This is a genomic window from Burkholderia sp. Bp9012 (assembly GCF_003853825.1).
Taxonomy (GTDB): domain Bacteria; phylum Pseudomonadota; class Gammaproteobacteria; order Burkholderiales; family Burkholderiaceae; genus Burkholderia; species Burkholderia diffusa.
Genome location: NZ_QTQA01000041.1, coordinates 35,890 through 48,186 on the forward strand (window position 1 = coordinate 35,890; position 12,297 = coordinate 48,186).

General features: G+C 67.5%; 13 protein-coding genes. 7 read left to right on the forward strand and 6 right to left on the reverse strand.

The window, feature by feature from the left end:
- Positions 1–92 precede the first annotated feature (92 nt).
- From DIE11_RS33645 to DIE11_RS33660, 4 genes are all read right to left on the reverse strand, one after another.
- Positions 93–482 carry a lysozyme inhibitor LprI family protein gene (locus tag DIE11_RS33645; protein ID WP_124629632.1) on the reverse strand — a complete coding sequence of 130 codons (390 nt, stop codon included), beginning with the start codon at positions 480–482 and terminating at the stop codon, positions 93–95.
- Between the two features lie 50 nt (positions 483–532).
- The gene (locus tag DIE11_RS33650; RefSeq protein WP_124629633.1) at positions 533–1,294 is read right to left on the reverse strand and encodes an N-acetylmuramoyl-L-alanine amidase; all 762 of its coding nucleotides are present in this window, start codon (positions 1,292–1,294) and stop codon (positions 533–535) included.
- Positions 1,295–1,439: 145 nt separating this feature from the next.
- On the reverse strand, positions 1,440–3,059 hold the full coding sequence (locus DIE11_RS33655) for an FAD-dependent oxidoreductase (protein WP_124629634.1): 1,620 nt from the start codon (positions 3,057–3,059) through the stop codon (positions 1,440–1,442).
- Positions 3,059–4,573, reverse strand: coding sequence for a polyamine aminopropyltransferase (locus DIE11_RS33660; RefSeq protein ID WP_124629635.1), 1,515 nt, complete (start codon positions 4,571–4,573; stop codon positions 3,059–3,061). The genes DIE11_RS33655 and DIE11_RS33660 overlap by 1 nt, the downstream gene beginning before the upstream one ends.
- 121 nt (positions 4,574–4,694) lie before the next feature.
- On the opposite strand from DIE11_RS33660, the gene DIE11_RS33665 reads away from it, so the two are divergent.
- From DIE11_RS33665 to speD, 5 genes are read left to right on the forward strand one after another with little or no spacing between them, the layout of a single operon-like run.
- Complete coding sequence (locus DIE11_RS33665) at positions 4,695–5,081, forward strand: DUF350 domain-containing protein (protein ID WP_124629636.1); 387 nt, start codon at positions 4,695–4,697, stop codon at positions 5,079–5,081.
- A gap of 28 nt (positions 5,082–5,109) precedes the next feature.
- Entirely contained in the window at positions 5,110–6,162 is a 1,053-nt protein-coding gene (locus DIE11_RS33670) for an SPFH domain-containing protein (protein ID WP_124629637.1), read from the forward strand.
- A 9-nt stretch (positions 6,163–6,171) separates the two neighbouring features.
- A complete protein-coding gene (locus DIE11_RS33675; RefSeq protein WP_124629638.1) occupies positions 6,172–7,680 on the forward strand; it encodes a DUF4178 domain-containing protein in 1,509 nt (502 codons plus the stop codon).
- Complete coding sequence (locus DIE11_RS36610; protein WP_014898738.1) at positions 7,680–7,826, forward strand: hypothetical protein; 147 nt, start codon at positions 7,680–7,682, stop codon at positions 7,824–7,826. The genes DIE11_RS33675 and DIE11_RS36610 overlap by 1 nt, the downstream gene beginning before the upstream one ends.
- Positions 7,823–8,200: an adenosylmethionine decarboxylase gene (gene speD / locus DIE11_RS33680; RefSeq protein ID WP_124629639.1), complete on the forward strand. Its 378-nt coding sequence runs from the start codon at positions 7,823–7,825 to the stop codon at positions 8,198–8,200. Before DIE11_RS36610 ends, speD begins: the two co-directional genes overlap by 4 nt.
- Positions 8,201–8,207: 7 nt before the next feature.
- Here speD and DIE11_RS33685 read toward each other — a convergent pair whose 3' ends face one another.
- Entirely contained in the window at positions 8,208–8,660 is a 453-nt protein-coding gene (locus DIE11_RS33685; RefSeq protein ID WP_124629640.1) for a type II toxin-antitoxin system RatA family toxin, read from the reverse strand.
- 181 nt (positions 8,661–8,841) lie between these two features.
- Here DIE11_RS33685 and DIE11_RS33690 point away from each other — a divergent pair, with 181 nt between their 5' ends.
- On the forward strand, positions 8,842–9,882 hold the full coding sequence (locus DIE11_RS33690) for a bifunctional nicotinamide-nucleotide adenylyltransferase/Nudix hydroxylase (protein ID WP_059685934.1): 1,041 nt from the start codon (positions 8,842–8,844) through the stop codon (positions 9,880–9,882).
- Between the two features lie 74 nt (positions 9,883–9,956).
- Positions 9,957–11,390, forward strand: coding sequence for a nicotinate phosphoribosyltransferase (locus DIE11_RS33695; protein WP_124629641.1), 1,434 nt, complete (start codon positions 9,957–9,959; stop codon positions 11,388–11,390).
- A 42-nt stretch (positions 11,391–11,432) separates the two neighbouring features.
- Here DIE11_RS33695 and DIE11_RS33700 read toward each other — a convergent pair.
- A partial coding sequence (locus DIE11_RS33700; protein WP_148093062.1) for a PLP-dependent aminotransferase family protein occupies positions 11,433–12,297 on the reverse strand: 865 nt, incomplete at its 5' end.

The window sequence follows — 12,297 nt, forward strand, 5'->3', positions numbered from 1 at the left end:
TCGATATGCGATCGGATTTCCGAATCACGGATGGTGCAAGCAAGAAGGTACCGCACCGCGAATCGGCTCACGGCACGGCACCCAAGCAGCCCTTACTCCCCGAGCTTCGCCGTCACACACCCCGTGCTCGAGCACTCGCGCTCGCGTTCGCGCAGGAACGACAGGCGCGATTGCGTGAAGTCGATCGCGCATTGCAGGTTCACGAGATAGCCGTCGTCGCGCGTTTCGCTGCAGCGGTCGTCGCGCTGCTTCATCCACGCGAGCTGGCCCGTCTTCAGCTTGGCCTGCTGGTCGCCGCTCAACTGCTTGCGCACGCGGCCGTACTCGTCGTTCAGTTCGCGGTCGAGCTGCGAGAACTCGTTGCTGCTGCAGTACACCTGGTCGAACGCGCTGCGCGGTTTGCCGCAGCCGGCCGCATGCGCGGCGAACGGCACGGCGAGCGCAAGCAGCGCGCAGGATACGAGCAGATTCTTCTTCTTCATGGGACTCCTCCTCACTGGGTGAAAACCGTTGAAACCAACGGGCGTTACCTTTACCTGGTCGCCGTACAGACGTCGATCCCGCTCGCGATCGCGGTGGCGAGGCGCTGGATCGTTTCGCGCTGCGCGAGCCGCTTTTCCTCGTCGGGATTGACGATCACGCCGGCTTCGACCAGCACGGCCGGAATCGGCGCGGTGCGCAGCACGACGAGATCATCGAAGCGGTGGATGCCGAGTTGCGGATCGATCAGCGGACGGTTCTCGCCCTTGATCGGCTGCGCGTGATACAGCGACGGAGGTTCACCGGCCGCGACCAGCCGCTCGGCGATCGCCTTTGCGCAACGCAGGCTTTCCGCGTAGTGCGGATTGCGCTCCGACACGAACACGGCGAAACCGCGGAATTCGCGTTGCCGCCCCGCGTCGATGAACTGCTGCTGCATCGAATCGTAATGGATCGACACGAACAGGTTCGCGTCGGGCGCCTGCGTCGAGCGCTGGTCGAGCGCGATCTCGCGGCCGTCGGCCGACGTGCGCAGCACGCGATCGCCGTGCGCGGCGAGCTTCTCCGCGACGGCGGTGGACAGGTCGAGGTTGTACCGGTATTCGACGCGGCCGCTGGCGCCGGTGGCACCCGGGTGGGCCGGCGTATGGCCGGTGTCGACGACGACGTAGCGGCCGGAGGCCGGCTGCGCATCCGGGCTTGCGGCATCGGCCGCATGCAGCGCCGGCGGCACGCCCAGCAGCGGGGCGCACGCGAGCAGGCGCGCGGCGGCGCGCACGAACGGGCGAAGGCGTCGAACGGTTCGGTTTGTCATTATTGTTGTCGAGGAGGACATGCGGTGCGCATGGCGCGCACCGTCGGCCTGCTCAATGCAGTCGGAATGTCGCGCGATTATAGCGGTTGCCGGCGGCGCCGCAATGACGAAATGACCACTGCCGCAGGGAGTTGCGAGCCGGCAATCAGGCGAGCATGCGCCGGGCGGCGAGCATGCCCCAGTACGACGCTTCCTCGAACAGCGACAGCCCGGACAGGTCCGCATGCGCGAACACGACGGGGCCGTCTGCCTCGCGCAGCGCGAGCAGCCCCGGCCGGCTCAGGAAACCGACGTCGGGCGTCGCCATCGCGTGGCCACGCACGGTGATCTCGAGCGCGGTCGCATGTTTCCACAGCTCGCGTCCGTATACGGCCTGCAGGTCGATCGCCGCCTGCTCGCGCAGCGCGTCGGGTTTCGCCTGCGCGAGCCAGCGACGCGTGTCGTCCGGCGAGCGCGCGCTCAGCGCCTGATAGGCGGAGAACACCGAACGCGTCGGCGGCGACATCCGGATCAGCTGGTGCGTCGACACGACATAGCCGAGCCCCGCGCCGTCGTAGACGACGTTGTCCCATGCGAGCGGCACGCCGGCTTCCTCGGCCGGCATCCCGTCGAGCAGGAAATTGGACACGAGCCACGGCGCGCGCGGCGGCAGGTCGCGCACGGGATCGAAGCCGTATGCGTGAAGCTGCGGAAACACGCGCGCCGCGACGAACAGCGGCATCGCGCTGACGACCCGCCGCGCCTTCAGCGTGAACGTCGTCAGCGTTCCGTCGTCGGCGACGCGCGCGCACAGCATGTCGACGCCGCCGTTGCGCTCGGTCGCGCGAACGGCGAAGCCGTCCCGCGACCACGCGTTCGAGCCGGTGCGCGCGGTGATCGAGTCGCTCAGCTTCGTCGCCATCGTGTGCAGTCCGTCGGGCCAGGTCAGCACCGCGCCGTCGCCCGCATCGCTCGCGTGAGCGCCGCGCGACGAGAAGTAGTGCAGGCCGGCCCACGCGGACACGTGCTCGTAGCCCGCGCCGTAATCGTCGCGGCAGCAGTAGTTCAGGTACCAGTGCAGCGCGCTCGCGGTGTAGCCCTCGTCGAGCAGCCACTGTTTGAACGAACGCCGGTCGAGCGCGCGCCAGCGCGGGTCGCGTGACGATTCAGCGATCGGGATGCAGAACACCTTGCGGCCGTCCGCGCCGCGCGCGGTGCGCAAACTGTCGGTGTATGCGAAGAAGCGTGTTTGCTGCGCGAGCGCGGCGTCGTCGAGGCCGGTCGTCGGCACGATGCCGTCCTGCCACTGGCCGGCGATGAACAGCCGTTCGTCGGGCGCGTGCACGAGCGCGCGTTCGTCGTATGCGGGGTGCGCGGAGAACGGCGCCGATTCGATCACGCCGAGATCGGCGAGCATGTCGCGCAGATGCGCGGATTCGAGCGATGGCAGCGGCAGGTAGTGTGCACCCTTCGGATAGCCGAGCTCGCCGAAGCGGCCGCCGGCCATATTGCCGCCGAATTCGGGGCCGGCGAGCACGACGAAGCGCGTGTGACCGGCGCGCGCAAGCTGCCACGCACACGACAGGCCGGCCGCGCCCGCGCCGAGGATCGCGACGTCGGTCTCGATCGTGCCGGACGGCGGTGGCAGCGCTGCGTGATCTCGCAGCGCGTGACCTTCGCGCATGCCGGGGTAGCCGACGCGCGGCGTCGTCTCGATCCAGCCGGTGCGGCCGCACGCGGCGAGCGACGCGGCCGCGGACGCGAGGAGGAACGTGCGGCGATCCATCAGCGCAGCACGTGCTTCCAGTCGTCGTCGAAGCGGCGCACGAGCGGCTGGTCGTTGAGTTCGTTCGGCGACATCGGCAGCGCTGGCATGTCGGCCGGGAAATGAAACATCTCGGCGGCCGTCTGCGCGTCGAGCCAGCGCGTCGGCACCGAATAGCGCGTCGGCACGGCGAAGTCGCGGCGCTTGCCCGCGATCACGAAGCCCCAGTCGCCGAACGACGGCACGTAGCAATGGTACGGCCACGTGTTGAGCCCGGCTTCGTGCAGCGTCGCGATGATGGTCCAGTACGCGTGCGGCGCGAAGTACGGCGACGTCGACTGGATCACCGCATAGCCGTTTTCCGACAGGTGGCGGGCGAGCAGCCGGAACACCGGCACCGAATACAGCCGGCCGAGCCCGAAGTTGGTCGGATCGGGGAAGTCGACGACGATCGCGTCGTAGACGTCGGCATTCGATTCGAGCCAGCGCACCGCGTCGTCGTTGATCACCTGCACGCGCGGGTCCTTCAGTGCGCCCTGGTTCAGTTTCACGAGCGGCGCGGAGGTCGAGAACAGCTTCGTCATCGCGGGGTCGAGATCGACGAGCGTGATCCGTTCGAGGTTGCGGTGCTTGAGCAGTTCGCGCACCGCGAGGCCGTCGCCGCCGCCGAGCACGAGCACGCGTTTCGCCCACGGCAGCGCCTCGATCGTCGGATGGATCAGCGCCTCGTGATAGCGATGCTCGTCACGCGACGAGAACTGCAGGTTGCCGTTCAGGTACAGCCGCATGTCGTCGTGCCATTGCGTGAGCACGATGCGCTGGTATGGCGTCGTTTCGGAATAGATCGTCTCGTCCCCGTATACGCCGTGCTCGGCCCAGTGTGTGATGCGGTCCGACAGCGCGAAGCCGGCGACGAGCAGTCCGATCACGAGCGACGCGCGCATCAGCTTGCCGCGCACGTTGCGGATCTCGTCGCGGAACAGGTGCGTGGTCCACAGCGCGACGAATGCGTTCAGCAGCCCGAACAGAAAGCTCGTGCGCAACAGGCCGAGACGCGGCGCGAGCACGAGCGGGAAGATCAGCGACACGGCGAGCGAGCCGAGATAGTCGAAGGTCAGCACCTCGCTGACGGTATGGCGAAACGCCTGGCGGCGCTGCTGGAATGCGCGCATCACGAGCGGGATCTCCATCCCGATCAGCAGGCCGAGCGCGAGCACGAGCGCATAGAGCGCCGCGCGGAACGGCGCGGCCAGCCACGCGAACACCGCGAAAAGGAGCGCTGCCGACACGCCGCCGAGCAGGCCGACGAGCAGCTCGATGTCGACGAAGCGGTCGAGCACGTCGTCGTCCTCGACGAACTTCGCGAGCCACGAGCCGATCCCCATCGCGAACAGGTAGCAGCCGATCACCGACGAGAACTGCAGGATCGAATCGCCTAGCAGGTAGCTCGACAGCGCGCTGCTGATCAGTTCGTAGCCGAGTCCGCACGACGCGAGCACGAGGATCGACAGGACGAGCGCGCGCTTATGCAGCATGGCGCGTCCGTTGTGCAGGGCTCGTCAATGTGGCTATACTGGCGCGGATTTCCGTAGGGCGGCCCGCCATGGGCCGGCCGGCGAGGGGGCGGCGAACAGAGCACAAAATCCGAGGAAAAGAATGAATAGTGCCTATCTTTATGCGGTTCATTTGCTGTCGGCGTTCGTGCTGTTTTTCGTGTTCGCGGCAGTGTACCTGAAGGTCACTCCGTTCGACGAACTGGCACTGATCCGCGACGGCAACGCGGCCGCGACGCTGTCGTTCGGCGGTGCGCTGATCGGCTTCTGCCTGACGCTCGCCTCCAGCATCGCGCACAACTCGACGCTCGGCGAAGTCATGCTGTGGGCCGTCGGCGCGATGGCCGTGCAGCTCGTCACCTATGCGGTGCTGACCCGCCTGATTCCCGGCATGAACCATGCGATCGAGGATCGCAACGTCGCGATGGGCGGCCTGATGGGCACCGCGTCGCTCGTCGTCGGCATCATCAATGCCGCCTGCCTGACCTGACGCGCCACGCGCGCTCGAGGAGACCGACATGAGTCTGGGTTCGTTTATCCGCAAGCAGTTCATCGACGTCCTGCAATGGACGGAAGACACCGACGGCGTGCTGGCCTGGCGCTATCCGATGGAAGACCAGGAGATCCAGTACGGCGGCCAGCTGACCGTGCGCGAAACGCAGGTCGCGATCTTCGTCAACGAGGGCAAGGTCGCCGACGTGTTCCAGCCCGGCCTGTACAAGCTGGAAACGCGCACGCTGCCGGTGCTTACGTATCTGAAGAACTGGGACAAGTTCTTTCAGTCGCCTTTCAAGTCGGATGTCTACTTCTTCAGCACGCGGCTGCAGCTCGGGCGGCGCTGGGGCACCGCGCAGCCGGTGACGATCCGCGATCGCGAATTCGGCTTCGTGCAGCTGCGCGCGTTCGGCATCTACTCATACCGGATCGTCGACGCGGCCGCGTTCCACCGCGAGGTGAGCGGCACGCGCGCGCAGTACACGGTCGACGATCTCGAACAGCAGCTGCGCAATCTGGTCGTCACAGCGATGAGCACGACGTTCGGCTCGGCCGACGTGCCATTCGTCGACATGGCCGCGAACCAGACGCTGCTGTCGCAACGCGTCGCCGAGGCGCTGGTCCCGGTGTTCACGCGCTACGGCCTCGCGCTCGATGCGTTCGCGGTCGAAAGCGTATCGCTGCCGGCCGAGCTGCAGAAGGCGCTCGACCTGCGGATCGGCGCGGGGATGGCCGGCGATCTCGCCCGCGCGACGCAATACCAGACGGCACAGGCGATCCCGCTGGCCGCGCAGAACCCGGGCGGCATCGCGGGCGTCGGCGCGGGGCTCGCGGCCGGCGCGGCGATCGGGCAGGTGATGGCCGGCCAGATCGCGGGCGCCGCGCAATCGGCGCCGGCCGCACCGCCCACGCCAGTTGCGGCACCGGTCGCCGCCGCGCAGCCGGCCGCGCCGGCCGAAGGAACCGATTACGTGCAGCGTCTCGAACAACTGAAGGCGTTGCTCGACAAGGGCCTCGTGACCGAAGAGGACTATTCGCGCGCGAAGGCGGAAATCCTCGCGAAGCTCACCCGGTAAGCGTCGCGCATGTTCAGCACTTCGTGCCCCCAGTGCGGCGCGCCGGTCGAGTTTCGCTCGGCGGCGGCGGTGATGGCCGTCTGCGCGTTCTGTCGCAGCACGCTGCTCAAGCGCGGTACCGACGTCGAGCGCATCGGCGAGCTGGCCACGGTGCTCGACGACGCGTCGCCGATCCAGATCGGCACGGCCGGACGCTACGGCAAGCGCGCGTTCACGGTGCTCGGCCGCCTCCAGATGACCTACGACGCCGGCGCGTGGAGCGAGTGGTACGTCGTGTTCGACGACGGCGCGTTCGGCTGGCTGTCGGATGCGTCGGGCCAGTATGCGGTCACGGTGCGCGAGCCCGACGACGCGTCCGGCGGCGCGTGGCCGGCGTTCGGCACGCTGGAACCGGGCATGCGGATCGACCACGGCGGCCGCGCGTTTCTCGTGTCCGACGTGCGCACCGCGCGCTGCACGGGCGGCGACGGCGAGTTGCCGTTCCGCGTCGACGCGGGCTGGGAAGCGCGCGTCGTCGACCTGCGCACCGGCAACGCGTTCGCGACCTTCGACTATTCCGACGCCGATGCGAACGGCGGGAGCCCCGCCGTCTATACGGGCGAGGCAGTGGAGTTCGACGCGCTCGCGTTCACCGGGTTGCGCGATACCGAAACCGATACGCGCGAGAAGCGCGGCGCGGAGATGGTGCCGTTCGCGTGCCCGAGCTGCGGCGCGCCGCTGTCTTATGCGCCGAACGTGGCCGATTACGTCGTGTGCGGCAGTTGTCATGCGGGCGTGCAGTGCACGGCCGAGCAGCAGACCGTGTTCGCGGCGCAGCGCAAGCTCGAATCGGTGAAGGGTGCGTTGGAGCTCGGTGCAATCGGCACGTTCGACGGCGTGAAGTACACGGTGATCGGCATGATGCGATGCCGCGTGCCGGGCGACGAAGAGACGTGGGACGAATACCTGCTGCTGAACCCGAAGCGCGGCTTCCTGTGGCTCGTGCAGAGCGAAGGGCGCTGGGAACGCGTGCAAGTGCTCGACCATTGGCCGACGATCGGCGGCGAGTCCGACGTGACCGACGGCGGCAAGACCTACCGCCTGCGCGAGGCGTATGAATCGGAGGTCGTCTACGTGGTGGGCGCGTTCAACTGGCGCGTGCAGGTGGGCGATCGCACGTCGATCATCGATTACGGCTGGCAGAAGGACAAGCTGACGCGCGAGCGCAGCGCCGCGGAGATCGTGTGGTCGCGCGCGCAGCCGCTGTCGGGCAGCGCGCTGGCCGAGCGCTTCGGCACGCCGGCGCTCGCGACGGCGGCTGCGACGGGCGCCACCGCGTCGACGGGCCTGTTCGGCGGGAAACACCCGCACAGTTTCGCGCCGCTGCCGTGGGTGTTCAGCGCGCTGCTCGTGATTTTCAACATGGACTCGCTGTTCTCGTTCAGCGGCCGCACCGTCTACGTGCTGGTCGGCCTGCTGGTGCTGTGGCTGCCTGAATGGCTGTGGAAGGGTTTCGCGTCGGACGGGGGCAACGCGTAATGCGCTACATCCTCTACGGACTTTACGGACTGGTCGTCGTCACGTTGTTCAGCTGCGCGTCGCTCGGCGGCAGCGGGTCGGGTGGCAGCGGGTGGGGCAGTTCGTCGGCGCGCAGCGGCTACTCGTCGTACGGGTCGCACAAATGACGGCGCGCGACGGTCTCGCCGCGCCGCGTGCGATGCTCGGCTCGCACGTGCTGGCCGACCTGGCCGGCATCGACGCGGCGCTGCTGCGCGATGCCGCACGGCTTGAAACGATCCTGACGGAAGCGGCGCAACGGGCAGGCGCGCGCGTGATCGGTGCGCACTTTCATCATTTCGGCGGCGAGCATGGCGTGACGGGTGTCGTGCTGCTCGCCGAATCTCACATCACGATCCATACGTGGCCCGAGCATTGCTTCGCGGCCGTCGATGCGTTCATGTGCGGTGCAGCACGCGCGGCCGATGCGGTCGATGCGATCGCCGCTGCGCTCGGTACGCAGGCGCAGGTCCGGCAGCAGGTGGCGCGCGGCATCGCGTGAGCGACACTCAGCGCGGCAACGCCTCCGCTTCGGCCCAGCGCTTGAACGAATTGAGGCGCCGGCGCGTGTGCACGAGATAGAACGCGCCGATCAGCGGTTCGAGCAGCCAGCGCAGCCAGGACGGCTGCGCGCGGAAGTGGTACGTGAATTTCACTTCGGTCGAACCCGGCGTGTGTTCGGTGAAGTTCCAGCTGCCGCTGAAGCGTTCGAGCACCTTCGGCCCTTCGACCATTTCGACGGCGGCGACCTGCGGCGGGCGGTACGAGATGTAGCGCGACACCATCGTCGCGCCCGACTGACTGCGGCAGAACGCGTCGACGCCGACGTCGGCCGTCGTTTCGTCGAGCAGATAGGCGTCGGTGAGGAAGCTGTCCCATACGAGCCGCCGCGCGTAGTCCTGCGACCACGTGAAGAGGCGTCTGCGATCGACACCGACGGTCCGGCTGACTGAGATCCTCATGATGGCGGGCGCCGTGGCGCGGATTGGGATGAAATCGAGTGTAACCCGCCAATGCCGCGCGTTTCGTCAGACTTCGTCAAGTCGAGCGCGTGCTCGATTGACCTTCTGCGGGAATTCCCCTACGATCGATTCCATGCCTTCGGGACAGACCCGAAGCGTTTCAATCTCTTGAGGGAGCCTCATGAGTACGCAACAGAACCGGCGCTTCGATGCGCTCGTTTTCATTGGTCGTTTCCAGCCCCCGCATCGTGGTCACCTGAACGTGCTGAAGTCGGCACTGAGCCGGGCCGAGCGCGTGTGCGTGCTGATCGGGTCGACCGACAAGCCCCGCACCATCAAGGATCCGTTCTCGTTCGACGAGCGCTGCCAGATGCTGGCTTCGCTGCTCGAGCCGTCCGAGCGCGAGCGCGTGACGGTCGCGCCCGTGCAGGATTCGACGTACAACGACGGCGACTGGGTGCGCTGGGTGCAGGATGCCGTGGCCGCCGCGCTCGGCGACGTCGCGCAGCGCAAGGTCGGGCTGATCGGCCACGAAAAGGACGCCACGTCGTATTACCTGCGGATGTTCCCGCAATGGGAGCTCGTTGACGTCGATGCGACCGAAGACATCTCCGCCACCGAAATCCGCGACCAGTATTTCGCCGAACGCACCAACAGCTTCGTGCAATGGGCCGTGCCGGAACCCGTGTTCGGCTGGCTCGAGCATTTCCGCACGCAGCCGCAATTCGCGCAGCTGAAGGCCGAGGCCGAATTCATCGCCGCGTATCGCAAGGCATGGTCGGCCGCACCGTATCCGGTCACGTTCGTGACGGTCGACGCGGTGGTCGTGCACTCGGGCCATATCCTGCTCGTGCGCCGGCGCAGCGAACCGGGCCGCGGCCTGTGGGCGCTGCCGGGCGGGTTCGTGAACCAGGACGAACGGCTCGACGCGGCGTGCATCCGCGAATTGCGCGAGGAAACCGGCCTGAAGCTGCCGGAGCCCGTGCTGCGCGGCTCGATCAAGGATCGCCAGGTGTTCGATCATCCGGCCCGCTCGCTGCGCGGCCGCACGATCACGCACGCGTGCCTGTTCAACTTCCCGACCGGCGAGCTGCCGCGCGTGAAGGGCAGCGACGACGCCGACAAGGCGCGCTGGGTGCCGCTCAACGAATTCGCGCAGATGCGCAACGTGATGTTCGAGGATCACTTCGAGATCGCGTATCACTTCCTGGGGAAGCTGTGACGCGCTGATTCCCCGGATTCCGGTCCGTCGCGACAGACGCGGCGGCACTTCAACGGCCTAGAGGAGCTCTAGCCATGCAAAACGATCCCGGCGGCTTTGCCGCGGTTCTCGCCAATCCGATCCTCAACACGGATTCGTACAAGGCTTCCCACTTCCTGCAATATCCGCCCGACGCGCAGGCGATGTTCTCGTACGTCGAGTCGCGCGGCGGCCGCTACGACCGCACGCTGTTCTTCGGCCTGCAGATGCTGCTGAAGGAATATCTGTGCCGGCCCGTCACGCACGCGATGATCGACGACGCCCGCGATTTCTTCGCGGTGCATGGCGAGCCGTTCAACGAGGACGGCTGGCGCCATATCGTCGAGCACTACGACGGCTACCTGCCCGTGAAGATTCGCGCGGTGCCCGAGGGTTCGATCGTGCCGGTGCACAACGTGCTGATGACCGTCGAATGCGACGACCCGAAGGTGTTCTGGCTCGCGTCGTATCTGGAGACGATGCTGCTGCGCGTGTGGTACCCGGTGACGGTCGCGACGCGCAGCTGGCACCTGCGGCAGACGATCCGACGCTTTCTCGAGAAGACCGACGACGATCTCGCGCAACTGCCGTTCAAGCTGCACGACTTCGGCGCGCGCGGCGTATCGAGCGCGGAATCGGCCGCGATCGGCGGCGCCGCGCATCTCGTGAGCTTCATGGGTTCGGACACGGTGCTCGGCGTGCTGGCCGCGAACCGCTTCTATCGCGAGCCGATGGCCGCGTATTCGGTGCCGGCGGCCGAGCACAGCACGATCACGTCCTGGGGGCGCGAGCACGAAGCCGATGCGTATCGCAACATGATCGCCCGCTTCGGTCTGCCCGGCGCGATCGTGTCGGTCGTATCGGACTCCTACGATCTGTTCGCCGCACTCGAGATGTGGGGTGGCGAGCTTCGGCAAGCCGTGATCGATTCGGGCGCGACGCTGGTCGTGCGTCCCGATTCGGGCGACCCCGTCGCGATCGTGTTGCAGACCGTGCGCGCGCTCGACGCATCGTTCGGTTCGTCCGTGAACGGCAAGGGACGGCGCGTGTTGAACCATGTCCGCGTGATCCAGGGTGACGGCGTCGACGAGCTGTCGATCGACGCGATTCTCTCCGCGCTCGACGACGCAGGCTATGCGGCCGGCAACGTCGTGTTTGGCATGGGCGGCGCGCTGCTGCAGCAGGTGAACCGCGATACGCAGCGCTTCGCGATGAAGTGTTCGGCGATCCGTCGTGGCGACGTATGGCACGACGTCCGCAAGGATCCGGTCACCGATCAGGGCAAGCGCTCGAAGAAGGGGCGGCTCACGTTGCTGCGCAATCGGCGCACGGGCGAATACCGGACGGTGACGCTGCCGGTCGCATGGGACGATCGCGCGCTGGAAGGCGAATGGGACGAGGCGCTCGAAACGGTGTTCGATACGGGGAGAATGCTGGTCGATACGACGTTCGCCGAGGTGCGGGCGAGGGCGCACGCGGCGCAAATGTGAGGGCGACGGCGGGGCGTTCGTGCGCTCCGCCGCCGTGGATGTTCATCGGTCGCCGGCCAGTGTGCGACCGCTGCGCTCCGCCGCACGCGTTGCCTCCATCGCCCGCGCCAGCGCATCGAACACCGCCGGCCCCTTGCAGCGCGACACGTTGAAGCGCATGAACGACGTCGCGCCGTGCGACGCACTGAACACGTTGCCGGGCGCGAGCACCACATCGTGGTCGAGTGCATGACGCGCCACGCGCGCGGCATCGAGCCCGTCGGGCAGTTCCGCCCATACGAACAGGCCGCCGCGCGGTTCGGTCCAGATCCCGAGCCCGGCGCGCGCGAGCCGCCGGATCGTTTCGCCCATCGCATCGGCCAGCTGCGCACGCAGGCCGTCGAGATGGCGCCGGTAGGTGCCGTCGATCAGCAGCCGGTGCACGATGTTCGCGCCGATCTGCGCATTGCCGAACGACGTCGCGAGCTTCAAGTCGACGAGCGCGTCGATCCATTCGGGGCGCGCCGCGACATAGCCGCAGCGGATTGCGGCCGACAGCGTCTTCGAGAAGCTGCCGATCGACACGACGCGCGACAGCCCGTCGAATGCCGCGAGGCGCGGCGCGGGCGTGCTCTCGAAATCCGCGAAGATGTCGTCCTCGACGATCAGCAGGCCGTGCTCGGCCGCCAGCGTCAGCAGCCGGTGCGCGACCGGCGGCGCGAGCGTCGCGCCGGTCGGGTTGTGCAGCGCCGCGTTGGTGATGTACAGGCGCGGCCGATGCTCGGCAAGCACCTGCTCGAAGCGTGCGAGATCGGGGCCGTTCGGCGTGTACGGCACGCTGACGATGCGCGCGCGATGCGCGCGCAGCAGCGCCTGGAAGTTGAAGTAGCACGGATCGTCGAGCACGACGGTGTCACCCGGCTCGAGC